Raw genomic sequence first — 25,084 nt, 5'->3', positions numbered from 1 at the left:
TCTAAAGGTATAGGAAAATACCTTTCGGTGGATTGACCCGCCCGCGACGGCCCGGTAGGAAGAAGCCGCAAAGGACCTGATCCGAACCTTTGGGGCGATGCGATGCCGGCCAGGCGAGGAATGCTCACGCTCGAAGATCTCCGCGAACGGGTGACGGCGGGCACGATCGACACGGTGCTCGTCGCCCTCACCGACATGCAGGGCCGGCTCCAGGGCAAGCGCTGTTCGGCGGAGTACTTCCTCGAAGAGGTGGTCGGCCACGCCACCGAGGCGTGCAACTACCTGCTCGCGGTGGACGTCGACATGAACACCGTCGACGGCTACGACATCTCGTCCTGGCAAAGCGGCTACGGCGACTTCGTGCTCCGGCCGGATTTCGCGACGCTGCGGGAGATTCCGTGGCAGGAGGGCACCGCGCTGGTGCTCGCGGACGTCGAGCGCGTGCAGGGCGGCCCGGTTTCCGTTTCGCCGCGCCAGGTGCTGCGCCGCCAGCTCGACCGGCTCGCCGAGCACGACCTGAAGGCGTACGTGGGCACCGAACTCGAGTTCATCGTGTTCGACGACTCCTACGAGTCCGCCTGGGACAAGCGCTACCACGACCTCAAACCGTCCAATCAGTACAACGTCGACTACTCGATGCTCGGCACCGCGCGCATCGAGCCGCTGCTGCGCCGGATCCGCAACGGGATGGCGGGCGCGGGCCTGTACCCGGAGTCGGCGAAGGGCGAGTGCAACCCGGGTCAGCACGAGATCGCCTTCCGCTACGCCGAAGCGCTCGCGACCTGCGACAACCACGGCATCTACAAAAACGGCGCGAAGGAGATCGCCGCGCAGGAGGGCAAGAGCCTCACGTTCATGGCGAAGTACAACGAACGCGAGGGCAACTCCTGCCACATCCACCTGAGCCTTCGCAGCAAGTCCGGCGAAGCGGTGCTTCCCGGCGACGGCGAACACGGCTTCTCGAAGCTGATGCAGCACTTCCTCGCCGGACAGCTGGAAGCGTTGCGCGAGCTGACGTACTTCTTCGCCCCGAACATCAACTCGTACAAGCGTTACGTCCCTGGCAGCTTCGCGCCGACAGCGATCGCGTGGGGCACGGACAACCGTACGTGCGCGTTGCGCGTAGTCGGGCACGGTGACGGGTTGCGCGTCGAGAACCGCGTACCCGGCGGAGACGTGAACCCGTACCTCGCTGTCGCCGCGATGATCGCTGCCGGGCTGCACGGCATCGAGAACGAGCTGCCGTTGGAGCCTGAGTTCGTGGGCAACGCGTACGCGTCCGACAAGCCCACTGTGCCCGTCACGCTTGCTGAAGCGGCTGAAGTCCTCAAAGGCAGCCGTATCGCGCGAGATGCCTTCGGTGCCGATGTAGTCGACCATTACCTCAACGCCGCGCGGATCGAGCGCGAAGCGTACGAGCGAGCTGTGACCGATTGGGAGCGCATCCGTGGTTTCGAACGACTCTGACCCACCCGTCATCGGGCTCAGCACCTATTCGGAACGGGCGAAGTTCCTGGCCTGGGACACCGAAGCGACGCTGCTGCACCGGGTGTACGCGGACTGCGTGGTCAAGGCGGGCGGGATTCCGGTGCTGCTGCCGCCGGTGAGCACGAATTACGACGCGCTCGTGGGACGCATCGACGGCCTCGTCCTCACCGGTGGTGCGGACGTCGAACCCAGCCGTTACGGCCAGGAGCCGCACCCGGCGACCTACATCCGCCCGGAGCGCGACGCGTTCGAGTTCGGCCTGTTCGAGGCGGCGCGCACGGCTGGAAAACCGGTGCTCGGGGTGTGTCGCGGGCTGCAGGTGATGAGTGTCGCGCTCGGCGGCACGCTCTCGCAGCACCTGCCGGAAACCCTCGGCGACGCAACGCATCAGCCAGCTCCGGCGACGTTCGGCACCAGCACCGTCAGCCTCGTCGACGGCACGCGGGCGGCGGAGATTCTGGGTCAGGAAACGAAAGTCCAGTGTTACCACCATCAGGCGATTGACCGGCTCGGCTCCGGCTTGATTGCCTCCGGGCACGCGGCGGACGGCACGGTCGAGGCCGCGGAGGTGCCGGGGGAGTTCGTGCTCGGCGTGCAGTGGCATCCGGAGCAGGACAGCGACGACGTCCGGCTGTTCGCCGCGCTGGTGAACGCCGCGCAGGAGGGGAAATGACGACGTTCGAGGTGCGCAACCCGGCGACCGCGGAAGTGGTGCGCCAGGTCGAACTGACCAGCGAGGCGGAGACCGACGCCGCGATCGCCCGCGCGCACGCCGCGTTCCCGGCCTGGCGGGCGGTCGCCCCGGGCGATCGGGCGAGGCTGCTGCGCCGGTTCGCGGACGCGGTCGACGCCGACGTCGAGAACCTGGCCCGGCTGGAGGTCGAGAACTCCGGGCACACCATCGGCAACGCCCGCTGGGAAGCGGGCAACGTGCGCGACCTGCTCGAATACTCCGCCGGTGCGCCGGAACGCTTGCTGGGCAAGCAAATCCCGGTCGACGGCGGCGTCAACGTCACTTTCCACGAGCCGCTGGGCGTGGTCGGCGTGATCGTGCCGTGGAACTTCCCGATGCCGATCGCGGGCTGGGGCTTCGCGCCGGCGCTCGCGGCGGGCAACACGGTCGTGCTCAAACCGGCCGAGCTGACCCCGCTCACCGCGCTGCGGCTGGCCGAACTCGCCCGCGAGGCCGGAATCCCTGAGGACGTCTTCCAGGTATTGCCGGGCAAGGGATCGGTTGTCGGGCAACGGTTTGTCACGCATCCGGCAGTGCGCAAGGTCGTGTTCACCGGGTCCACCGAGGTCGGCAAGCAGGTCATGGCCGGCTGCGCGGCGCAGGTGAAACGGGTGACGCTGGAGCTGGGCGGCAAGAACGCCAACATCGTGTTCGCCGACGCCGATCTGGAGAAGGCCGCGGCGACCGCGCCGTACGGAGTGTTCGACAACGCCGGGCAGGACTGCTGCGCGCGGTCGCTGATCCTGGTGCAGGACAACGTTTACGACCGCTTCCTCGAACTGCTCGAACCCGCGGTGCAGGGCGTGGTCGTCGGCGATCCGGGCGACGAGGCGACCGAGATGGGCCCGCTGATTTCCGCGGACCACCACGCCAAGGTCTCTTCTTACGTCACCGAGCAGACGCCGGTCGCGTTCCGCGGCAGCGCGCCGTCCGGGCCGGGTTACTGGTTCGCGCCGACAGTCGTGCTCCCGCCGGGTTTGGACGATCCGCTGGCCCGCGACGAGATCTTCGGCCCGGTCGTCGCGGTGGTCCGCTTCCGTGATGAGGCCGAGGCGGTACGGATGGCCAACGACACCGAATACGGCCTGTCCGGCTCGATCTGGACGCGCGACGTCGGCCGCGCCTTCCGGGTCGCGCGCGGGGTCGAATCCGGGAACCTGTCGGTGAATTCGCACTCGTCGGTCCGCTACTGGACGCCTTTCGGCGGCTTCAAGCAGTCCGGCCTCGGCCGTGAGCTGGGCCCTGATGCCGCCGCTGTTTTCACTGAAACCAAGAACGTTTTCCTGAGCACGGAGGAATGACCCACGATGGTGCAGCGTTTTGACGGCCGCGTCGCGGTGATCACCGGCGGCGCGAGCGGCATCGGCCTCGCCACCGCCAAGCGACTCGCGAGCGAGGGCGCGAAGGTGGTGATCGGCGACGTCACGCCGGAGCAGGGCAAGGCGGCGGCCGACGCCGTGGGCGGGGCCTTCGTCCAGGTCGACGTCACCGACGCGGACCAGGTCGAGGCCCTTTTCCAGACGACGGTCGACGAGTTCGGCGCGGTCGATGTCGCGTTCAACAACGCGGGCATCTCGCCGCCGGAGGACGACTCGATCCTCACCACCGGCATCGAAGCCTGGGAGAAGGTGCAGCGGGTCAACCTGACCTCGGTGTACCTGTGCTGCAAGGCCGTGTTGCCGCACATGCAGCGCCAGGGCCGCGGTTCGATCGTGAACACCGCGTCGTTCGTGGCCGTGATGGGGGCCGCGACGTCGCAGATTTCGTACACCGCTTCGAAGGGCGGCGTGCTCGCCATGACGCGCGAGCTGGGCGTGCAGTTCGCGCGCGAGAACATCCGGGTTAACGCGCTGTGCCCGGGGCCGGTCAACACTCCGCTGCTGAAGGAGCTTTTCGCGAAGGACCCGGAGCGCGCGGCTCGCCGCTTGGTGCACGTGCCGGTCGGCCGGTTTGCCGAGCCGGAGGAGATCGCGGCCGCGGTGGCGTTCCTGGCGAGCGACGACGCCAGCTTCATCACCGCCGCGCAGTTCCTGGTCGACGGCGGCATCTCGGGCGCGTATGTAACCCCGCTGTGACTGTCCGTGAAGGGCTCCTTGAGGGAATCAGATTCCCTCAAGGAGCCCTTCACGGACCTTTGGCAGGGGGTGTGGCGTAGGCCGGGAGCGGTAGACTGGCGCGTGAAGCGGCAGGTAGGGTGGCCGCAACCACAACTGAACACAGGGCCGTTCGAGCCGGAGCGGGAGAGTCCCATGTCAGCAGTGGGACACCGAAGGAGCAAACTCCCCGGAATCTCTCAGGTAACCGCTACCGCTTTTGGCGAGGCCACTCTGGAAAGCAGGCGCACCCGCGCCTCACCCAAGGTGAAAGCCGCGTCGAGCGCGGTGAAACTCTCAGGTGCCCATGACAGAGGGGGAGTTCCCAGTGCACCGCCGCGCCCGGTGCCCGTCCCGAGGAGCTCCCATCACCTCCACCCCCTTCGACACCCGCCACATCGGTCCCGGCGAGGCCGAGCGGGCGAAGATGCTCGCCGAATGCGGTTACGGAAGCCTGGACGCCCTCGTGGAAGCGGCGGTGCCGACCGCCATCCGCACCGCGGGCGACCTGGCGCTGCCGGAGCCGGCGTCCGAGGACGAGGCCACCGCTGAGCTGCGCGCGCTCGCCTCGCGCAACCGGCCGATGACGCAGATGATCGGCCTCGGCTACTCCGACACCGTCACTCCGGGCGTGATCCGCCGCAACGTGCTCGAGAACCCGGCCTGGTACACCGCGTACACGCCCTACCAGCCGGAGATCTCGCAGGGCCGGCTCGAAGCGCTGCTGAACTTCCAGACCGCGGTGTCCGACCTGACCGGGCTGGCGATCGCCAACGCCTCGATGCTCGACGAGTCCACCGCCGTCGCCGAGGCGATGACGCTGATGCGCCGGGCGGCGAAGTCGAAGTCCAATGTGGTCGTTCTCGACTCCGAATGCCTTCCGCAGACCATCGAGGTCGTGCGGACCCGCGCCGCCGGCCTCGGCATCGATGTGCAGGTGCGCGACCTGCTCACCGGTCTGCCCGAGGAGTTCTTCGGCGTCGTCGTGCAGTACCCCGGCGCGTCCGGCGTGCTGCGCGGCCGCGGTTTCTACCACGCGGTTTCCGAAGCGGCGAAGGCCGCGGGCGCGCTGTACACGGTCGCTGCTGACCTTCTCGCGCTCACCTTGATCGCCGCGCCCGGCGAGTTCGGCGCGGACGTCGCCGTCGGCTCCACGCAGCGCTTCGGCGTGCCGCTGGGCTACGGCGGTCCGCACGCCGGGTACATGGCGGTGCGCGCTGGCCTGGAGCGCTCGCTGCCGGGCCGTCTCGTGGGCGTGTCCGTGGACGCAGACGGCAACACTGCGTACCGCCTAGCGCTGCAGACGCGCGAACAGCACATCCGTCGCGAGAAGGCGACCTCCAACATCTGTACCGCGCAGGTGCTGCCCGCGGTGCTTGCGTCGATGTACGCGGTCTACCACGGTCCCGAGGGCCTGAAGGCGATCGCGACGCGAGTTCACGAACTCGCAGCCGGTCTCGCGAACGCGCTGCGCGCCGGTGGTGTCGAGGTCGCTCACGAGGCCTTCTTCGACACTGTCGTCGCGAAGGTGCCTGGCCGCGCCGCTGAGGTGCACGCTGCTGCACGCGAGGCGGGGATCAACCTCGGCCACATCGATGCCGACCACGTCCGCATCGCCTCCGACGAGGTCACGCGTCCCGACACGCTCGCGAAGGTGCTTCGCGCCTTCGGCGTCGACAGCGCTTGGGAAGCCGCGCAGGCGCTCCCGAACGGTCTCGCCCGCGAGAGCGGCTACCTGACGCACGAGGTGTTCAGTAGCCACCGGTCCGAGACGTCGATGCTGCGTTACCTGCGCCGCCTCGCTGACCAGGACTTCGCGCTCGACCGCGGGATGATCCCGCTCGGCTCGTGCACGATGAAGCTCAACGCCACCACCGAAATGGAGCCGATCAGCTGGCGCGAGTTCGCGGGCATCCACCCGTTCGCGCCCGCCGAGGACGCCGAGGGTTACCACGAGCTGGTCCGTCAGCTGTCCGGTTGGCTGTGCGAGGTCACCGGCTACGACCAGGTGTCGCTGCAGCCGAACGCGGGCAGCCAGGGCGAGCTCGCCGGGCTGCTGGCCATCCGCGCCTACCACCAGGCGAACGGCCAGCCCGAGCGCGACGTCTGCCTGATCCCGTCGTCCGCGCACGGCACCAACGCCGCGTCCGCGGTGCTCGCCGGGATGCGCGTGGTCGTGGTCAAGTGCACCGACGAGGGCAACGTCGACCTCGAAGACCTGCAGTCCAAAGTGGACGCCCACAGCGGCGACCTCGCCGCGATCATGGTCACCTACCCGTCCACGCACGGCGTCTACGAGCACGGCATCGAGCGGCTCGCCAAGATCGTGCACGACGGCGGCGGCCAGGTGTACGTCGACGGCGCGAACCTCAACGCCCTGCTGGGCCTGGCGAAGCCGGGCGAGTTCGGCGGCGACGTCTCGCACCTGAACCTGCACAAGACGTTCTGCATCCCGCACGGCGGCGGCGGTCCCGGCGTCGGCCCGGTCGCGGTGCGCGAACACCTCGCGCCGTACCTGCCGAACCACCCGCTGCTGGCGCAGGCCGGACCGGACACCGGCGTCGGCCCGATCAGCGGCGCGCCGTACGGCTCGGCGTCGATCCTCCCGATCTCCTGGGCGTACGTGCGGATGATGGGCGCGCCCGGGCTCACCGAGGCCACCAAGGTCGCGGTGCTCGCGGCCAACTACATCGCCGCCCGGCTCGCACCGCACTACCCGGTGCTCTACACCGGCCAGGACGGCCTGGTCGCGCACGAGTGCATCCTCGACCTGCGCGGCATCACCAAGGAAACCGGCGTGACCGTGGACGACGTCGCGAAGCGGCTCATCGACTACGGCTTCCACGCGCCGACCATGTCCTTCCCGGTCGCGGGCACGCTCATGGTCGAGCCCACCGAGAGCGAGGACCTCGCCGAGATCGACCGGTTCTGCGAGGCGATGATCGCCATCCGCCGCGAGATCGACGAGGTCGCGGCCGGCCGTTGGACCGCCGAGACGAGCCCGCTGCGCGGCGCGCCGCACACCGCTTCGTCGGTCATCGGCGAGTGGACCGCGGACTACGACCGCGAGCTGGCGGCGTACCCGAGCGGCGTGGCGCGCAGGACCAAGTACTGGCCGCCGGTGCGGCGGATCGACGGCGCGCGCGGCGACCGCAACCTCGTCTGCTCCTGCCCGCCCCTCGACTCGTACGACGCGTGAGCGCGACCTCCGCTCGCGACAACGAAAGGCTTCCTGTGACGGAAACCCCCCTGCACCAGGTTCATAAAGACCTCGGCGCGCTGTTCACCGATTTCGCCGGCTGGTCGATGCCGGTGCGCTACGCCAGCGAACTGGCCGAGCACAAGGCCGTGCGCGAGGCGGCCGGGCTGTTCGACCTGTCGCACATGGCCGAGATCCACGTCCGCGGCGCGCAGGCCGCCGACGTGCTCGACTACGCGCTGGTCGGCAACCTGACCGGCGTGAAGCCGGGCCGCGCCCGCTACACGATGATCTGCGACGCCGACGGCGGCGTGCTGGACGACCTGGTCGTCTACCGGCTCGCCGACGAGGAGTACCTGGTCGTGGCGAACGCGGGCAACGCGACCGTGGTCGCGGACGCGCTGGCCGAGCGCGTCGCCGGATTCGACGCGGTGGTGGAGAACCGGTCCGCGGACACCGCGCTCATCGCGGTCCAGGGCCCGAAGGCGGTCGACATCCTCGCCGCGGTGACCGACGCCGACCTCGCTTCGCTGAAGTACTACGCGAGCGTGCCCGCCGTCGTGAAGGGCATCGAGGTGCTGCTGGCCCGCACCGGCTACACCGGCGAGGACGGCTTCGAGCTGTTCGTGCCCGCCGCGCAGGCTCCGGCGTTGTGGCAGCTGCTGACCGAGGCAGGCCAGGAGCACGGCTTGGTCCCGTGCGGGCTCGCCTGCCGTGACACGCTGCGCCTGGAAGCCGGAATGCCGTTGTACGGCAACGAACTCAGCCGCGAGCTGAACCCGTTCGCCGCCGGCCTCGGCCGGGTCGTGAAGTTCGAGAAGCCGGGCGACTTCGTGGGCCGCGCGGCCCTGGAGGAGCTGAAGAAGGCCGACGTCCCGCGCGTGCGGGTCGGCCTGCGCGGCACCGGCCGCCGCGCCCCGCGGCACGGGTACGCCGTGCTGTCCGGGGATGCCACTATCGGGGAGATCACCAGCGGCGCGCTGTCGCCGACGCTGGGATACCCGATCGCCATGGCGTATGTAGACCGGGAGCACGCCGAGCCCGGCACCGCGCTGTCCGTCGACATCCGGGGCCGCGTCGAGCCGGTCGAGGTCGTCGCCCTGCCCTTCTACTCCCGAGCCTGAGAGGCCTCCGAACACATGAGCATCCCCCAGAACCTGTCCTACACGAAGGAACACGAGTGGCTGTCGGTCTCCGACGGCGTCGCGACGGTGGGCATCACCGCGTTCGCGGCCGGCTCGCTCGGCGACATCGTGTTCGTGCAGCTGCCCGGCGTCGGCGACACCGTCACCGCGGGCGAGGTGTTCGGCGAGGTCGAGTCGACGAAATCGGTCAGCGAGCTGTACTCGCCGGTCAGCGGCGAGGTGGTGGCGGTGAACGAGGCCACATCGGACACCCCCGAGGTCATCAACTCCGACCCCTACACCGAAGGATGGCTGCTGCAGGTGCGGCTCTCGGGCGACGTCCCGGAGCTGCTCGACGCGTCCGCGTACGCCGAGCTGACCCAGGAGAACTGATGACCGCCCCGTTCGACGCCCACCTGTCCGAGGTCGACCCCGAGGTCGCCGCCGCGGTGGCCGCGGAGCTGGACCGCCAGCAGTCGACGCTCGAGATGATCGCCTCGGAGAACTTCGCGCCGGTCGGCGTGCTCGAGGCGCAGGGCTCGGTGCTGACCAACAAGTACGCCGAGGGCTACCCGGGCCGCCGCTACTACGGCGGCTGCGAGCACGTCGACGTCGTCGAGCAGCTCGCGATCGACCGGGCCAAGGCGCTGTTCGGCGCGGAGCACGCGAACGTGCAGCCGCACTCGGGCGCGCAGGCCAACGCGGCGGCGATGTTCGCGGTGCTGAAGCCGGGCGACACCATCCTCGGCCTCGACCTCGCGCACGGCGGTCACCTGACGCACGGAATGAAGATCAACTTCTCCGGCAAGCTGTACAATGTGGTCGCCTACCACGTCGACAAGGAGACCGGGATCGTCGACGTCGCCGAGATCGAGCGGCTGGCGGTCGAGCACAAGCCGAAGCTGATCATCGCCGGCTGGTCGGCCTACCCGCGTCAGCTCGACTTCGCCGAGTTCCGCCGGATCGCCGACCTCGTCGACGCCAAGCTGATGGTCGACATGGCGCACTTCGCCGGTCTCGTGGCCGCCGGGCTGCACCCGTCGCCGGTGCCGCACGCGGACATCGTCACGACCACCACGCACAAGACCCTCGGCGGTCCGCGCGGCGGGCTGATCCTCTCCCGCCAGGAGCTGGCGAAGAAGATCAACTCGGCCGTGTTCCCCGGTCAGCAGGGCGGGCCGCTGGAGCACGTGATCGCGGCCAAGGCCGTGGCGCTGAAGATCGCCGCGACCGACGCGTTCCGCGAGCGCCAGGAGCGCACCCTGGAAGGCGCGAAGCTTCTCGCCGACCGGCTGTCGCGCACCGACTGCGCCGAGGCGGGCGTCCGCGTCCTCACCGGCGGCACCGACGTGCACCTGGTGCTCGTCGACCTGGTGAACTCCCAGCTCAACGGCCAGGAAGCGGAGGACCGGCTGCACTCGGTCGGGATCACCGTCAACCGCAACGCGGTGCCGTTCGACCCGCGTCCGCCGATGGTCACCTCGGGACTGCGGATCGGCACCCCGGCGCTGGCCACCCGCGGTTTCGGCGCCGACGACTTCACCGAGGTCGCCGACATCATCGCCGAGACGCTGAAGCCGGACTTCGACGAAGCCGCGCAGCAGGCGCTGCGCACCCGGGTCGAGCTGCTGGCGAAGAAGCACCCGCTGTACGCGGACCTGAGCCGATGAGCGCGCAGCCCGAGGGGCGGAAGTTGTTGCGGCTTGAGGTGCGCAACAGCGAGACGCCGATCGAGAAGAAGCCGTCGTGGATCAAGACGCGCGTGCGGATGGGTCCGGAGTTCACTGAGCTGAAGGGCTTGGTGAAGCGCGAGGGTCTGCACACGGTTTGTGAAGAGGCCGGTTGTCCCAACATCTACGAATGCTGGGAAGACCGCGAAGCCACCTTCCTGATCGGCGGCGACCAGTGCACGCGGCGCTGTGACTTCTGCCAGATCGACACCGGCAAGCCTGCTGCGTTGGATCGCACCGAGCCGCGGAAGGTCGCGGAATCGGTGCAGGCCATGGGGTTGCGGTACTCGACGATCACCGGCGTGGCTCGCGACGACCTGGCTGATGGTGGTGCGTGGCTGTACGCGGAGACCGTTCGGCAGATCCACGCGTTGAACCCGGGTACCGGCGTCGAACTGCTGATCCCGGACTTCAATGCGGAGCCGGATCAGCTGGCCGAGGTGTTCGGGTCGCGTCCGGAGGTGTTGGCGCACAACGTGGAGACGGTGCCGCGGATCTTCAAGCGGATCCGCCCCGGCTTCCGGTACGCCCGCTCGCTGGACGTGATCACCCAGGCCCGCGCGGCGGGTTTGGTGACGAAGTCGAACCTGATCCTCGGGATGGGTGAGACTCCCGACGAGGTCAGCGTCGCGTTGCAGGATCTGTTCGACGCCGGGTGCGAGATCATCACGATCACCCAGTACCTGCGGCCCTCGCCCCGGCACCACCCGGTGGACCGCTGGGTCAAGCCGGAAGAGTTCGTGGAGCACGCGAAAACCGCTGAGGCTATTGGATTCCCGGGTGTGATGGCGGGGCCGCTGGTGCGGTCTTCGTATCGCGCGGGCCGGTTGTACGCGCAGACCAAGGCCCATCGGGGCGAGGAACTGCCGGAGAACCTGGCCCACCTGACCGCCGAGGGACCGGCGGCACAAGAAGCCAGCAGCGTGCTGGCGAGGAACTAAGAGAAGGGGCGGATCAATGGCGATCAGCGTCTTCGACCTGTTTTCGATCGGCATCGGGCCGTCGAGTTCGCACACGGTCGGCCCGATGCGGGCGGCCAAGACCTTTGTGGACGGTCTGGTCGAGGACGGAGTGCTGGAGCGGGTCGCGCGGGTGCAGGCCGAGTTGTTCGGTTCCCTCGGCGCGACCGGATTCGGGCACGGCAGCGACAAGGCGGTGCTGCTCGGGCTGTCCGGCGAGAAGCCGGAGGAGATCGACACCGACACGGTGCCCGCCAAGGTGGCGGCGATCCGGGAGTCCGGGCGGCTGGCTGTCGGCGGGACGCACGAGGTGGCGTTCGTCGAGGACACCGACCTGACGATGCACCGGCGGAAGTCCCTGCCTGCGCATCCGAACGGGATGGTGTTCCGGGCGTTCGCCGCAGATGGTTCGCTGGTGCGGGAGCGGACGTATTACTCGGTCGGCGGCGGTTTCGTGCGCGACGAGTCGTACGAGACCGACGCGGTGTTCGTGGAGGATTCCACGCCGGTGCCTTATCCGTTCCGCACTGGGGCGGATCTGCTGAAGCATTGTGCGGACACCGGGCTGCCCGTCAGCGAGATCATGCTGCAGAACGAGCTTTCCTGGCGCAGTCGCGAGGAGGTTCGGGACGGGCTGCTCGAGATCTGGCAGGTGATGGTCGAGTGCGTGCGCAACGGGTATACGCACGAGGGCGTGCTGCCTGGCGGGCTGAAGGTGCCTCGGCGAGCGAAGTCGTTGCACGACAAGCTGCTCGCTGAAGACGGTGCGGACGATCCGCTGTACGCGATGGACTGGGTCAGTCTGTACGCGCTCGCGGTGAACGAGGAGAACGCTGCCGGGGGTCGGGTGGTTACTGCTCCGACTAATGGTGCGGCGGGGATCATTCCCGCGGTGTTGCACTATTACCAGCGGTTCGTGCGCGGGGCTTCGGACGACGGCATCGTCACCTTCCTGCTTACTGCTGGCGCGATCGGCTCGATCCTCAAGCAGACCGGGTCTATTTCCGGCGCCGAGGTCGGCTGCCAGGGCGAGGTCGGTTCGGCCTCGGCGATGGCTGCCGCCGGACTGACCGAGGTGCAGGGCGGATCGCCCGCGCAGGTGGAGAACGCGGCCGAGATCGGGGTCGAGCATCACCTCGGGCTCACCTGCGATCCGGTGGGCGGGCTGGTGCAGATCCCGTGCATCGAGCGGAATGCCGTGGGTGCGTCGAAGGCGATCCACGCCGCGCGAATGGCGCTGCGCGGCGATGGCAGCCACGTGGTGACGCTGGACAAGGCGATCAAGACGATGCGCGAGACCGGCGCGGACATGTCGGTGAAGTACAAGGAGACCGCGCGCGGCGGACTGGCCGTGAACGTCATCGAGTGCTGATTTTCGTTCCGTGAAGGACTCCTTGAGGGAATCAGATTCCCTCAAGGAGTCCTTCACGGCTTTTCGGCGTCGCGAGGCGCAGGCCCAGTTCCATCAGCCACCAGCCCAGCCGTTGCCGGGCGGGTGCGCGGGGCGTGGGCGGATAGCGGACGGCGGCGGCGCGCAGCTCGTCTTGCCGGGCGGCGGCCAGCGCTTGCAGGAACGGGTTCATCAGGATTCCCCCTGGTCTTCGGAAGTGACGGTCGCGTGCGGGAACGCCGCCCACTGCGTGATCACCGTTTCGTCGCCCGGACGCGCCGGACGGCGGTAGCGTTCGATCACCGCTTCGATTTCTTCGATCAGCCGCTGGGATTCGCTCGGGGTGAGCGGCATCCGGGTGCTGCTCAGCGTCGCGCTGTCCTGCCATTCGCCGGCCCAGCGCGGCAGCTCCGAGACGAACTGCGCTTGTTCGCGATAGCGGATGTCCACGTGCTGGTGCAGGAAAGCCATGAGCGGTCCGGCCATGTCCGGGTCGTCGACGAAGTCGGCCGCGCGCATCCGGGTCGACTCCTGCGCCGCCTTCCACCAGCGTTCGCGCTTCGAGCCCCGGCTGGTGTCTTCCGCGACCAGTCCGGCGTCCGCGAGCTGGCGCAGATGCCACGACGTGGTTCCGGAGCTTTCGCCGACGCGCTTGCCGAGCCCGGTCGCGGTGGCCGGGCCGTCGACGGTGAGCAGGTCCAGCAGCTCCATCCGCAACGGATGCGCCAGCGCACGCAGGGTGCGGGCGTCGATCTGGCGGGCGCGGCGTTCGTCGGGCATGCTCCGTACTCTAGACCGCAGAGAACTCTTTGCAAAGAGTTCTCTGCAATCAGGCAGCATAGAATCGGACAGGTGGAGTCGACCTCGGTGGTGAGCGCGAACGCGGCCCTGTTCCGGCCGGTGCGTGCCGGGAACGCCTTCGAGGAGACCGTCGAGCGGCTGTTGCAGGCGATCCGGCTCGGTGTCGTCGGCGGGGGGGACCGGCTGCCCTCCGAGCGCGAGCTGGCCGAGCGGCTCGGCGTGAGCCGGGTGACCTTGCGCGAGGCGATTCGCGCGCTGGCCGACGCGGGGTACGTCGAGTCGCGGCGCGGGCGGTACGGCGGCACGTTCGTGAACGAGAAACTGCCGGATCCGGCGGAACGCGCGGTCGGCGAGGTGGACGCGGCGGGGCTGGAGGACGCGCTCTGCCTGCGGCATGTGCTGGAGACCGGCGCGGCGGAGGCGGCCGCGGCCCGGACGTTGAGTCCGGCCGATCGGCAGCATCTCACCGGCACGCTCGCGGAGGCGTCGGCGGCCGGTCTCGCCGATTACCGGCGAAAGGACTCGCGGCTGCACCTCGCGATCGCCGAGGTCACCGCGTCCGCGTCGCTGACCAGCACGGTCGCCGACGCGCGGACGCGGGTCAACCGGCTGCTCGACCGGATTCCGCTGCTCGAGCCCAATCTGGAGCACTCGAACGCGCAGCACGAGGCGATCGTCGACGCGATCCTGGCCGGCGATCCGGTGGCCGCGCGACAGGCGATGGCCGAGCACATCGAGGGCACCGCGTCGTTGCTGCGCGCGTTCCTCGCGTGATCAATTCACGGACTCGGCAGAACCTTGTCACTGGTTCAGTCGTCCTTCATTCGTGGAGCCAGCCCCGGAGAGTGACCGATCCGCTGTTGTCCGTCGCAAGTGGCGCCGTATCCGCAGGGGTGCCTACTACCTGACCGGGTTCGCGGTCGGCGTGCCGCTGATCGCGTTCTGGATCGCCTACCTGCTGCTGGACGTCCGCAGCCCGCAGGACGTCCTCGCCTCGCTCGGCAAAACCGTCACGCTGAAGTACTCCGACGGCAGCGAGCTGCTGCGCGTCGTGCCTCCGGGCGGCGACCGGCGGTTCGTGCCGTTCGACCAGATCCCGCAGAAGCTGCGCGACGCCATCGTCGCCACCGAGGATCCGACCTTCTGGGCCAACTCCGGCTTCGACCCGACCGGGATCGGCCGCGCGTTCCTGACCGGAGTCGGCGGCGGGTCCGGGATCACCCAGCAGTACATCAAGAAATCGACCGGCGACGAGGATTCGACCCTCTCCCGGAAAATGCAGGAACTCGTGCTCGCCACGAAAATCACCCAGCAGCAGAGCAAGGAACAGATCTTCGAGAGCTACGTCAACATCATTTCCTTCGGCCGCAACACTTTCGGCCCGGCCGCGGCGATGAACGCGTTCTTCGGCCGCCCGCTCGACAACAGCATCACCTGGAGCGAGGCCGCGTTCCTGGCCGGGATGATCCAGTCGCCGTCGGTGCACGACCCGGCGGTGTCCGGCGATGAGCACGCGGCGAAACGCTGGCGATACGTACGGGACAAGTTGGTCGAGCGCGGCTATCTGAAGAACGCCGACGGCATGGCCTACCCGGGCGCGGAGATCAAGCCGCCCGCGGAAACGCGAGTGAGCCTGAATTACGACCAGTACCACCTCAAACAGCGAGTGCTGGCGGAATTGGAGGCGGCCGGTTTCTCGATTTCCCGTTTGCAGCAAGGGAATCTGACCGTCCAAACCACACTCGACCCAGGGCTGCAGAATGCCGCGCACACCACGTTGAGCGACCGGTTGAAGGGTGAACCGGCAGAGTTCCGCGGCGCTTTGGTGGCGGTTGATCCGACCAACGGCGCGGTGCGTGCGTACGACGGCGGCAACAACGGCGTCCGAGATTATGCGGCAACCGGGCACGCGCTCGGCTCCGCGTTCTCCCCGTTCACCGCGGCGGCTGGCTTGAAGAACGGGATGTCGCTGGAGGAGAAAGTGGCTGCTCCCAGGGAGATTCAGTATCTCGGCGAGAAGTTCGAGTATCCGCCGAAGTGCCCGCAGCCCTGCACTTTGCGCAGCGCCCTGACCTCAGGCGCGGACACTCCGTTCATCACGGTGTCCAAGAAGATCGGCGTCGACGAGGTGAGCGCGGCGGCGCGTTCGGCGGGAATTCCGGACGAGGTGGACGGCACGCCGACGATGCGCGAACAGGACGGCGTCACGATCGGCTCGGGCATCGTCGTCGGCCGGTATCCGATGCGGCCGCTCGACGTGGCCGGGGCGTACGCGACCTACGCCGCCAACGGCATGCACGCGGCGGTGCACCTCGTGGACAAGGTGCTCGACCGGTCGGGGAAAGTCGTGTGGCAGCACGAAAACCAGCCGGTTTCCGCGGTTCCGGAGGAGGTGGCACGGGACGTGACGTCGGCGTTGCGGACGACGCTGCCGGACGGTCGGGCGGCGGCTTTGCGCACGGGCGAGTTCGAGCGCGGCAATTCGCGCGACAACCAGGACGCCTGGGCGATCGGCTACACGCCGCAGCTGGCGACGGCGGTGTGGCTCGGCTCCGACGACGACCGCAAGCTGGTCGACGCGGACGGCAAGAAGGTGACCGGCGAGTCGGTCCCGGCGGACGTGTGGCGGTCCTTCATGGCCCGCCGTTGAATCAGGCGGCCCGGCGGCTGACCTTCGGGATCACCATCGGGCTCCCGCTCTCCGGGCACTCCATCACCCGGCACGGCAGTTCGAAGATCCGCTCGACGTTCTCCGCCGTCACGACCTCCTCCGGCGTCCCGGTGGCCAGCACCTTCCCGTCGCGCATCGCGATCAGGTGCGTCGCGTACCGGGCCGCGTGGTTGAGGTCGTGCAGCACCGCGACCAGCGTGCGGCCCTGTTCGCTGTGCAGGGTCGCGCAGAGGTCGAGGATGTCGAGCTGGTGCGCGATGTCCAGGTACGTCGTCGGTTCGTCGAGCAGCAGCAGATCGGTCTGCTGGGCGAGCGCCATCGCCATCCAGACGCGCTGGCGCTGCCCGCCGGACAGCTCGTCCACCATCCGCTCGGCGAGATCGTCGACGCCGGTCGCGCGCATCGAATCGGCGACCACCGTCGCGTCCTCGCGGGACCATTGGCGCAGCAGTTTCTGGTGCGGGTACCGGCCGCGGGCGACGAGGTCGGCCACGGTGATCCCGTCCGGCGCGATGGAGCTTTGCGGCAGCAGCCCGAGCCGGCGCGCGACCTCCTTCGCGCCGTAGCTGGTGATCACCTCGCCGTCGAGATAGACCGAGCCCGCGCGCGGCTTCAGCATGCGGGCGAGCGCGCGCAGCAGGGTCGTCTTGCCGCAGGCGTTGGGGCCGACGATGACCGTGAACGACTTGTCCGGGATGACCACGCCGAGGCGTTCGGCGACCGTGCGGCCGTCGTAGGCCAGGGTCAGGTCCTCGGCGTGCAGTCGGGTGTCTTCGCTCGTCAGTGCCACACAGGTAAGGCTAACCTAGTGACCCCCGTCCGGGGAGTTCCGTGGGTCGCATTAGCGAACAGTGACCGGCCGGTGCCATGATGCGTCCGGGAGAATCCCGGGCAGAGCGAGGGTGGGATGGACGACTACCGCGTCGTCGCGGACGAACTCGCCGCCGACATCGAAGCCGGCCGGCTGCGCCCCGGCGACCGGCTGCCGCCGCAGCGGAAGTTCGCGCGAGACCGCGGCATCGCGGGCTCCACCGCGGCCCGCGTGTACGGCGAACTCGTCCGGCGCGGCCTGGCGATCGGCGAGGTCGGCCGGGGCACTTTCGTGCGCGCCGCGAAGCCCGGACCGGAGCCGGCGCTGTCCGAACCAGGCGACGCGCGGGTGGACCTCGAACTCAATTTCGCCGTGCTGCCAAGCCAATCGGCCAAACTCGCGCAAGCGCTCGAACCCGTGCTGCGCGCGGACGTCTTCACCGACGCCCTGCATCCGCTCGGCGCGGCCGGCACCAAAGCGGTCCGCGAGGCCGCCGTCGCCATGCTCGCCCGCGGTGCTTGGAAGCCGGATCCGGACCAGGTGCTGGTCGCGGGCAACGGACGGCAGGGCATCGCGGCCTCGCTCGCCGCGTTCGTGCCGACCGGCGAGCGGCTGGCGGTCGAATCCCTGACGTACCCGGTGGTCAAGGCCGCGGCGACCCGGCTCGGCATCGAACTGGTCCCCATCGAAACCGACGCGCACGGCCTGGTCCCGGCCGCGCTCGCGGCGAGCGCTCCGGTGCGGGCGCTGTACGTCCAGCCGACCCTGCACAATCCGCTCGGCACCACGATGCCGCCGCAGCGCCGCGCCGAACTGGCCGCGACTGTCCGCAGGCTGGACCTGCCGGTGATCGAGGACGGCATCTACACCTTCCTCCGCCCGGACACCGAACCGCTCGCCGCGTTGATGCCCGAGCGGACGGTTTTCGTGGACAGCCTGTCGAAACGCGTCGCGCCCGGGCTCACCGCCGGCTTCCTCGTGGTGCCGCCGGCGTGGGTCGCGCGGCTGGCGAGCGCGATCCGGTCCGGCGGCTGGGCGGCTTCGCGATTCTCCGTGGAAGCGGCGCGGCGGTGGATCACCGGCGGCGTGCTGGCGGAGGTCGAAGCGGCGAAGCGCGCAGATGCCGGTGTGCGGGCGAGGATCGTCGCCGAGCGGCTGGCGGGCTTCCAGGTGTACGGCGACGCTGCGGCTTATCACCGGTGGTGGGTGCTGCCGGAGCAGTGGCGGGCCGAGACTTTCGTGGCCGCCGCCGCGCGCCGGGGGATCGCGTTGTCCCCGGCGGCGGCGTTTTCGGTGGTGCCGGGGCACGCCCCGAACGCGGTGCGGATCGCGGTGTCCGCGCCTGCGGAGGAGACGCTGGGGAGTGCGTTGGAGGTGCTGGCGTCGCTGGCCAGCGGGTTGCCGGAGGACACCTTGGTGGAGTAGGGCGTCGTGAGTGGCAACGCCGCTTAGAACCGGCGTTGCCACTCACGAGCGGCGGGGTGGCCGGGCGTCGTGAGTGATAAACACTCACGACGTTGCTAGGCCTTCCTGCGCCACACCAGTCGCGTCAGCGTCCCCGCCACCGCTGCCGGAGCGGGCTGCCGTGGCCGTTTCTTGGCTTCTGGCGCGGATTCCGGCATCACCCGATACACGAGATGCGCCGCGAACCGCGCGAGGTCCGGTGCCGCCAGCGAGGCCAGTTCCGCGGCCCGGCCCTCGGGCAGGCTCAGGATCTGCGGCCGCCGCTCGATCGCCTTCACCACCAGCGCCGCCGCGCGTTCCGGCGAACTCGCGGGCAGTCCGCGGTACGACCCGGTCGGCGCGATCATGTCCGTGCGCACCAACGGCATCCGCACCGACGAGAACGTCACGCCATCGGACAGCGTTTCGCGGCCGGCGGTCAGGCTGAACTCCTCGAGCGCCGCTTTTGAAGCCAGGTAAGCGGAAAATCGCGGGGTGTCGGTCTGCAGGCCCTGCGTGGTGACGTTCACGACGTGGCCGAACCGGCGTTCGGTCATCGACGGCAGCAGTCCGAGGATCAGCCGCACCGGGCCGAAGTAGTTGATGGCCATGGTGCGTTCGTAGTCGTGGAACCGCTCCGTCGACAGCTGCACCGAGCGTCGGATGGACCGTCCGGCGTTGTTCACCAAGACGTCTACCGCACCGTGGTCCGCTAGAACGGCCTTCACGAGACCGTCGACCGCGTCGCCGTCTGTGAGGTCGCACGGGTACGTCGCTGCTTCGCCGCCAGCCGCAGTGATCTCGCTACGCACGTCTTCTAGTTCTTCGGCCCGGCGCGCGACGAGAAGCACCTTCGCGCCGCGACGCGCGACAGCAAGCGCACTCGCGCGGCCAATGCCGGACGAAGCACCGGTAATGAGGACAACGCGTCCTTCGAGTCCCGGACGGCGAGCGTGGTCAGGGTCGAGATGCGCGCGCCAGTACCGGTACAGCGGTTCGGCGTAGTCGCGAAGCTCGGGAAGGTGGACGCCGCTGCCGTACAGCTCCGAAGTAGTGCGCGCGGTGTCGAATTCCACCTCCATGTTCAGGTGGGGGAGCACTTCGAGCGGAATTCCCAGCTCCGTCAACACTGCTGCGCGCGTCGCACGTCCAGTCGGCAGGCGGTCCACAGCGGTCGCGAGGCGGGACGCTGTTGTGCGAAGCAGGCCAGACGGCACAGTCCTGCGTACGCGCGGTGCCCCGGCGACACGGGCGAAGGCGTTGTAGACCTTGTGCAGCTTCTGCGGTCGCGGCGACGCGAGGTGATACGTACTGCCCGAAGGCGCTTCGCGGTGCATGAGGTTTTCCATCGCGGCGACGACATAGTCGACCGGGACGAGGTTGGTTGCCCCGAAGTCGGGCGCGACGAGCGGAAGCTGCTTCGGCAGCGCGGCGAGCCGCGAGATGGCTGGCAGGAAGTAGTACGGGCCGTCGATCTTGTCCATCTCGCCGGTGCGCGAATCGCCGACGACCGCCGAGGGGCGGTAGACGCGGAACGGCACGTCGGACTGTTCCCGGACGAGCTTTTCCGCCTCGAACTTCGTGGCGTGGTACGGAGAACTGAAGGACTGCCCGAGGTCGAAGTCGGTTTCGGTGAAGCGCCCTGCGTGATCGCCCGCGACCGCGATGGACGAAACGTGGTGCAGCAGCCCCGCATCGGAGGCCGCGGCGAAGGCGATCAGGTTCCGGGTGCCCTCGACGTTCGCCGCCCGGTTGGCCGCGTCGTCGGCGGTGAAGTCGTAGATCGCGCCGAGGTGGACGACGTGATCGATCCCGTCGTAGCCGGCCGGGTCGAGGCCGAGCAGCGGTTCGGTGAGGTCGCCGACGGCGGGGATCAGCCGGTCGGCGTTCGGCCAGTCCCGCGAGATCTCGGCGAGCCGGTCGCGCGAGGTGTTGCGGACGAGCACGTGGACGGCGGTCGTGTCCCGCCGCGCGAGCAACCGGGCGACCAGGCGCTTCCCGAGGAAGCCCGTCGCGCCCGTGACGAAGTAGGTGGTCATGGCCGGCACCTTTCGGGGTCTGCGGGTGCCGACTCTACCTACTCATGAGTAGGAACGGTAGTTGTCAGTCGGTTCCGGTGCGTCCCGCCGACGTCGCGGTGGCCACCACGGCGTCGCGCAGTGCCGCGCGCAGCCGCCCGACCTCCAGCGGCCCCAGCACCGCCGCCTCTCCCGGCGGCGCGACCAGGACGACCTTGTCGTCACTGCTCACGAACACCGTCACGTCCCGGCGCCTGCCCGCCAGGTCCCGGCAGCCGACCGTCCACTCGTTCCGCACCGCACTGTCGTCCCGCGCTGTCACGACCCTCGCCCTCCGATCACGTCGTACCCGTGTCCTTCGTGCGGGGGTGTGACCGGGCCCTCCGGGGCGTCTTACGCCGGTTCACCCGAATTGCCTACTGGCCGGTTTTCCACGGGGTGTGACCGGCCGGATACCGGAGTAGCGTCGGCGACCGCACGCTGCGGGCACTCCTCGGGAGGACGGATGTCGGAACCTCGGAAGATCGTCGTCGTCGGATCCGGGCTGGCCGGTGCCACTGCGGCAGCGACAGTCCGAGAACGTGGTTTCGACGGCGACGTCCTGGTGCTCGGAGCCGACACGCACCGGCCGTACGAGCTGCCGCCGCTGTCGAAAGCCGTGCTGCTCGGCAACGCCGACGAACCCGACTGGGTGCGCGACGAGGGCTACTGGGACGAGCACGACATCCGGCTGCTCTCCGGCACCACCGCGACCCGGGTGGAACTGGGCGCACGTCTCGTCCTCGACGACGCTGGCGGCGAGCACCGCTACGACCGTCTCGTCTTAGCGACCGGCTCGCGCCCGCGGACGTTGAAAGTGCCCGGAGGCGACCTGCCGGGCCTCTACACGCTTCGCACTCTCGACGACGCACTGAGGCTGCGCGCGGCTTTCGAAGCAGCGAAGCGAGTACTGATCGTCGGCGCGGGCTGGATCGGCACCGAAGCCGCCGCTGCCGCGCGTACGCACGGTGCCGAGGTGACTGTGGTCGCTCCGGAGAAGCTGCCGCTCGCCAACGTCCTCGGCGACGAAGTTGCCCGGGCGTTCTACCGCCTGCATGAAGAACACGGCGTGCAGTGGCGTCTCGGCGAAGGCGTCGCAGCGATCACTGGTGACACGGCAGCGACCGGCGTCCGGCTGTCGAGCGGCGAAGAGCTGTACGCCGACGTTGTGCTTATCGCGGTCGGCGCGGCCCCTCGCGTCGAGTTGGCGCACGCTGCCGGCCTGGAACTTGCCGACGATGGTGGCGTCGACGTCGATGCGGGTCTGCGTACAGCGGCACCTGACGTCTATGCGATCGGCGACATCGCTTCAGAGTTCCATCCGCGCTACGGCCGCCGCGTACGTGTTGAGCATTGGGCGACAGCGAGTACGCAGGGCGAGCACGTGGCGGCCAACCTCTTTGGCGCGAACGAGCCGTACTTGAACAGCCCGTACTTCTTCTCCGACCAATACGACCCAGACCGCGGCGGCCCCGCGATCGGCTGTGAGTACCGCGGCCTGCCCGTCTTGGACCGGGACCGCGTCGTCGTGCGCGGCGACCTCGAGGCCTACAACTTCACCGCGTTCTGGGTGACGCCGGGCGGCGAGGTTTCGGCCGCGATGAACGTGAACCAGTGGGACGACGGGGACGCGCTGCAGAAGCTGGTCGACGAACGCATCGCGGTCACCGACGACCAGCTGCGGAGCGGGAATCTCGCCGACCTGGGCTGACCGTCAGCGTCGCGAACGACAACAAGGCGAGCACCCCGAACCCGGCCATCGTGGCGGTCATCGGAACCGCCGTGCCGGAACCGCCGAGCCCGACCAGCGGTGTCGCGATCCCGCCGATCGCGAACTGCAGCACGCCCAGCAGCGCGGACGCCGAACCCGCCGTGCGCGCGTGCCCGGCGAGGGCGAGCGAGCTGGCGTTCGGACTGATGATTCCGATGCAGGACACCATGAGCAGCAACGGAATCAGCAACGCTGGCAGCGGCAGTCGCAGGGTCCCCGCGGCCAGCGTCGCGAGGCCGGAAATCGTCGACACAGTCAGCCCCGCGCGCAGCAGCTTCCGCTCGGGGAACCGGCCGACGAGCCATCCGTTGAGCTGTCCGGCGAGCACGATGCCGACCCCGTTGAGCCCGAACACGACGCTGTATTCCTGCGGGCTCAGGCGGTAAACGTCCTGCAGCGCGAACGACGAACCCGAGATGTACGCGAACAACGCGGCGAAGTTCAGCCCCGCGGTGAGCGCGTAGCCGACGAACGTGCGGTCGGCAAGCAGACGTCCGTACGTGCGAAGCACCCCGCCCAGCCGCGCCGGATGCCGCCGCTCGACCGGCAACGGCTCCGGCAGCGCGAACGCGACCGCGGCGAGCAGCAGCGCGCCGAACCCGGTGAGGACGACGAACACGCCGCGCCAGGACGTGAACGTGAGCAACTGCCCGCCGAGCACCGGCGCGAGGATCGGCGCGAGACCGTTGACGAGCAGGAGCAGCGAGAAGAATTTCGTCATCGCGGTGCCGGTGTAGAGGTCGCGGACAGCCGCGCGGGCGATCACGATCCCCGCCGCCGCGCCGAGCGCCTGAACACTCCGAGCGGCGATCAGCAATTCGACGCCAGGACTCGCCGCCGCCGCGACCGACCCGGCGATGTACAGCCCCAACCCGACCAGCAACGGCCGCCGCCGTCCGAAGGAATCCGACAACGGCCCGGCGATGATCTGCCCGACCGCGAGCCCGACGACGAACGCGGTGAGCGTCAGCTGGACGGTGGTGTCGGAGGCCTGGAAGTCGCCCGCCATCCGGGGAAGGGCGGGGAGGTACATGTCGATGGAGAGGGGTCCGAAGGCGGAGAGGCCGCCGAGGATGAGAAGACGCCGGATCTTGCCCTGGCGGGGGTGCTCGGGGAGGGTGGCGGGGTGTTCGACGGCGGGGTGCTCCGTGGTGGAAGGGGCCGTGGCGGGGTGATCGGCTGCGGGATGATCCGGTGTGGTGCGGTCAGCTGTGGACTGATCCGCCGCGGAATGATCAAGAGCTGCCTGATCGGCCGACGAATAGTCTGCACCGGAACCCTCCGTCGCGAGCAGCCACGCACCGTCCGGCAACGGCACTGCCCGCTCAGCGGCACACCACTCGTCGTCCGCGCCGATCTCCGGAACGCCAGCCGCGCCGCGGTTGTCCCGGGGGCCTTGCTGGTTCTGGTCGCCGGGCTCTCGCACCCCGCCGTCACCGATGCCCCGCCTGCTCGCCGCGTCGGAGCGGTCTCGAGGACCTCGCTGGTTCTGGTCGCTGGGCTGGCGCACCGCGTCACTGATGCCGCGCCCGCCTACCGTGTCGGGGCGGTTTCGGGGATCTCGCTGGTTCTGGTCGCCGGGCTCGCGCACCCCGCCGTCTCCGATGCCCCGCCCGCCCGCCGCCTCGGAGCGACCTCGGGAATCTCGCCCCTCCGCGTCCCCCGATCCGCCCCCGCTGCCCGCCCTCAACTCGCCGCCTTCCCCTCCGCCGCGCGAAGCCGAAGCCTCAGCCGCCCGACCTCGCGGCCCAGTCGCATCGTCCGCTCCCATCCGCGCCGCACCGTCCCCCTCGTCGTGGCGGGACCTCCCCGCCAGGACGAGTGTCCGTTATCCGCCCGGAACCCCGGTGATCGGATCAATTTCCGCACCAAATCCCGCTTCCCTCTAGATCTGCCGCCGTCCGATGCGCTATACATCGGATGTATCGCGAACTGGGTGTCGAGAGAGGGGTTCGTCCGTGCGGTTTGTGCGTCTCGGGGCAGCGGGGGCTGAGCGTCCGTTCGTCCGTGCCGGTGACGGCACCCTCCACGACCTCTCCGGGGTCACGCCGGACATCGACGGCGCGTTCCTCGCCGGCGACGGGCCGGCGAAGGCCGCGCAGGCGCTCGAGGCCGGGGAGCTGCCGGTCGTCGACGGGGCAGGGCTGCGGGTCGGCGCGCCGATCGCCGCGCCGGGCAAGATCGTCTGCATCGGCATGAACTACCGTCGCCACGCCGAAGAAACCGGCGCGGCCGTGCCGGCTGAGCCGGTGCTGTTCATGAAGGCTCCCGACGTAATGGTCGGACCGTTCGACGAGGTGCTCGTCCCGCGCGGCTCCACGGCCACCGACTGGGAGGTCGAACTCGGCGTCGTCATCGGGAAAACCGCGCGCTATCTGGAAAGCGCGGACGAGGCGCTGGCGCACGTCGCCGGATATGTCGTGTCCAACGATGTCTCCGAGCGCGATTTCCAGCTCAACCGCGGCGGCCAGTGGGACAAGGGCAAGAACTGCGAGACCTTCAACCCGCTCGGCCCGGAACTGGTGACCGCCGAAGAGATCCCCGACCCGCAGGCCCTCGGGCTGCGCACCTGGGTCAACGGCGTGAAGGTGCAGGATTCGTCCACAAAGGACATGGTGTTCGGCGTCGCCGAGATCATCCGTTACCTGAGCCAGTTCATGGTGTTGCGCCCCGGCGACTTGATCAACACTGGCACCCCCGAAGGCGTCGCGCTCGGGCAGCCCGAGCCGAAGCCGTACCTGCGCGCGGGCGACGTCGTCGAGCTGGAAATCGACGGCCTCGGCAAGCAGCGCCAGACCTTCGGGCAGGCCTGAC

The 25,084-nt window shown here is 69.3% G+C and carries 21 protein-coding genes and 1 riboswitch; of the genes, 15 read left to right on the top strand and 6 right to left on the bottom strand.

Annotation, left to right across the window (positions count from 1 at the left end; all coding sequences use genetic code 11):
• The first annotated feature begins 120 nt into the window (after window positions 1-120).
• The 10 genes from ACZ7OI_RS26930 (at window position 121) to ACZ7OI_RS26885 (ending at window position 12,698) form a co-directional block, all read left to right on the top strand.
• Entirely contained in the window at window positions 121-1,467 is a 1,347-nt protein-coding gene (locus ACZ7OI_RS26930) for a glutamine synthetase family protein (RefSeq protein ID WP_470266942.1), read from the top strand.
• Complete coding sequence (locus ACZ7OI_RS26925; RefSeq protein WP_470266941.1) at window positions 1,448-2,161, top strand: gamma-glutamyl-gamma-aminobutyrate hydrolase family protein; 714 nt, start codon at window positions 1,448-1,450, stop codon at window positions 2,159-2,161. Before ACZ7OI_RS26930 ends, ACZ7OI_RS26925 begins: the two co-directional genes overlap by 20 nt.
• Entirely contained in the window at window positions 2,158-3,522 is a 1,365-nt protein-coding gene (locus tag ACZ7OI_RS26920) for an aldehyde dehydrogenase family protein (RefSeq protein WP_470266940.1), read from the top strand. Before ACZ7OI_RS26925 ends, ACZ7OI_RS26920 begins: the two co-directional genes overlap by 4 nt.
• A 6-nt stretch (window positions 3,523-3,528) precedes the next feature.
• Window positions 3,529-4,296: a 3-oxoacyl-ACP reductase gene (locus tag ACZ7OI_RS26915; RefSeq protein WP_182892139.1), complete on the top strand. Its 768-nt coding sequence runs from the start codon at window positions 3,529-3,531 to the stop codon at window positions 4,294-4,296.
• Between the two features lie 152 nt (window positions 4,297-4,448).
• Window positions 4,449-4,541: riboswitch (glycine riboswitch) on the top strand.
• 140 nt (window positions 4,542-4,681) lie between these two features.
• Complete coding sequence (gene gcvP / locus ACZ7OI_RS26910; RefSeq protein ID WP_470267161.1) at window positions 4,682-7,513, top strand: aminomethyl-transferring glycine dehydrogenase; 2,832 nt, start codon at window positions 4,682-4,684, stop codon at window positions 7,511-7,513.
• A gap of 35 nt (window positions 7,514-7,548) precedes the next feature.
• On the top strand, window positions 7,549-8,637 hold the full coding sequence (gene gcvT / locus ACZ7OI_RS26905) for a glycine cleavage system aminomethyltransferase GcvT (protein WP_470266939.1): 1,089 nt from the start codon (window positions 7,549-7,551) through the stop codon (window positions 8,635-8,637).
• Between the two features lie 15 nt (window positions 8,638-8,652).
• The gene (gene gcvH / locus ACZ7OI_RS26900) at window positions 8,653-9,030 is read left to right on the top strand and encodes a glycine cleavage system protein GcvH (protein ID WP_067589411.1); all 378 of its coding nucleotides are present in this window, start codon (window positions 8,653-8,655) and stop codon (window positions 9,028-9,030) included.
• The gene (gene glyA, locus ACZ7OI_RS26895; RefSeq protein ID WP_470266938.1) at window positions 9,030-10,307 is read left to right on the top strand and encodes a serine hydroxymethyltransferase; all 1,278 of its coding nucleotides are present in this window, start codon (window positions 9,030-9,032) and stop codon (window positions 10,305-10,307) included. Before gcvH ends, glyA begins: the two co-directional genes overlap by 1 nt.
• Window positions 10,304-11,308: a lipoyl synthase gene (gene lipA / locus ACZ7OI_RS26890; protein WP_470266937.1), complete on the top strand. Its 1,005-nt coding sequence runs from the start codon at window positions 10,304-10,306 to the stop codon at window positions 11,306-11,308. Before glyA ends, lipA begins: the two co-directional genes overlap by 4 nt.
• A 16-nt stretch (window positions 11,309-11,324) precedes the next feature.
• On the top strand, window positions 11,325-12,698 hold the full coding sequence (locus ACZ7OI_RS26885) for an L-serine ammonia-lyase (RefSeq protein ID WP_470266936.1): 1,374 nt from the start codon (window positions 11,325-11,327) through the stop codon (window positions 12,696-12,698).
• Between the two features lie 31 nt (window positions 12,699-12,729).
• Here ACZ7OI_RS26885 and ACZ7OI_RS26880 read toward each other — a convergent pair whose 3' ends face one another.
• Together ACZ7OI_RS26880 and ACZ7OI_RS26875 are read right to left on the bottom strand one after the other, a co-directional pair.
• Window positions 12,730-12,909: a hypothetical protein gene (locus ACZ7OI_RS26880; RefSeq protein WP_470266935.1), complete on the bottom strand. Its 180-nt coding sequence runs from the start codon at window positions 12,907-12,909 to the stop codon at window positions 12,730-12,732.
• Window positions 12,909-13,496 (bottom strand): ArsR/SmtB family transcription factor, encoded by a 588-nt coding sequence (locus ACZ7OI_RS26875; RefSeq protein ID WP_470266934.1) that lies wholly within the window; start codon window positions 13,494-13,496, stop codon window positions 12,909-12,911. The genes ACZ7OI_RS26880 and ACZ7OI_RS26875 overlap by 1 nt, the downstream gene beginning before the upstream one ends.
• A 72-nt stretch (window positions 13,497-13,568) precedes the next feature.
• Between ACZ7OI_RS26875 and ACZ7OI_RS26870 the strand changes: the two genes are divergently transcribed.
• Window positions 13,569-14,291 carry a FadR/GntR family transcriptional regulator gene (locus ACZ7OI_RS26870; RefSeq protein ID WP_470266933.1) on the top strand — a complete coding sequence of 241 codons (723 nt, stop codon included), beginning with the start codon at window positions 13,569-13,571 and terminating at the stop codon, window positions 14,289-14,291.
• Between the two features lie 151 nt (window positions 14,292-14,442).
• Window positions 14,443-16,167 (top strand): transglycosylase domain-containing protein, encoded by a 1,725-nt coding sequence (locus tag ACZ7OI_RS26865; protein WP_470266932.1) that lies wholly within the window; start codon window positions 14,443-14,445, stop codon window positions 16,165-16,167.
• 1 nt (window position 16,168) lies between these two features.
• Here ACZ7OI_RS26865 and ACZ7OI_RS26860 read toward each other — a convergent pair whose 3' ends face one another.
• The gene (locus ACZ7OI_RS26860; protein WP_470266931.1) at window positions 16,169-16,978 is read right to left on the bottom strand and encodes an ABC transporter ATP-binding protein; all 810 of its coding nucleotides are present in this window, start codon (window positions 16,976-16,978) and stop codon (window positions 16,169-16,171) included.
• Window positions 16,979-17,095: 117 nt separating this feature from the next.
• Between ACZ7OI_RS26860 and ACZ7OI_RS26855 the strand changes: the two genes are divergently transcribed.
• Complete coding sequence (locus ACZ7OI_RS26855) at window positions 17,096-18,424, top strand: aminotransferase-like domain-containing protein (RefSeq protein WP_470266930.1); 1,329 nt, start codon at window positions 17,096-17,098, stop codon at window positions 18,422-18,424.
• Between the two features lie 95 nt (window positions 18,425-18,519).
• On the opposite strand, the gene ACZ7OI_RS26850 is transcribed toward ACZ7OI_RS26855, so the two are convergent.
• Entirely contained in the window at window positions 18,520-20,481 is a 1,962-nt protein-coding gene (locus tag ACZ7OI_RS26850; protein WP_470266929.1) for an SDR family oxidoreductase, read from the bottom strand.
• A gap of 64 nt (window positions 20,482-20,545) precedes the next feature.
• Window positions 20,546-20,782, bottom strand: coding sequence for a hypothetical protein (locus ACZ7OI_RS26845; RefSeq protein WP_037358392.1), 237 nt, complete (start codon window positions 20,780-20,782; stop codon window positions 20,546-20,548).
• 183 nt (window positions 20,783-20,965) lie between these two features.
• On the opposite strand from ACZ7OI_RS26845, the gene ACZ7OI_RS26840 reads away from it, so the two are divergent.
• Window positions 20,966-22,210 (top strand): NAD(P)/FAD-dependent oxidoreductase, encoded by a 1,245-nt coding sequence (locus tag ACZ7OI_RS26840; RefSeq protein WP_470266928.1) that lies wholly within the window; start codon window positions 20,966-20,968, stop codon window positions 22,208-22,210.
• Here ACZ7OI_RS26840 and ACZ7OI_RS26835 read toward each other — a convergent pair.
• Window positions 22,164-23,360, bottom strand: coding sequence for a multidrug effflux MFS transporter (locus tag ACZ7OI_RS26835; RefSeq protein WP_470267160.1), 1,197 nt, complete (start codon window positions 23,358-23,360; stop codon window positions 22,164-22,166). The two genes, ACZ7OI_RS26840 and ACZ7OI_RS26835, sit on opposite strands and share 47 nt — an antisense overlap.
• Window positions 23,361-24,228: 868 nt before the next feature.
• On the opposite strand from ACZ7OI_RS26835, the gene ACZ7OI_RS26830 reads away from it, so the two are divergent.
• Entirely contained in the window at window positions 24,229-25,083 is an 855-nt protein-coding gene (locus ACZ7OI_RS26830; protein WP_470266927.1) for a fumarylacetoacetate hydrolase family protein, read from the top strand.
• Window position 25,084 lies beyond the last annotated feature (1 nt).

The organism is Amycolatopsis sp. NPDC114503, from assembly GCF_055633655.1.
Note: the sequence above shows the minus strand (reverse complement) of the source record. Positions and strands in the feature narration are given on the sequence as shown.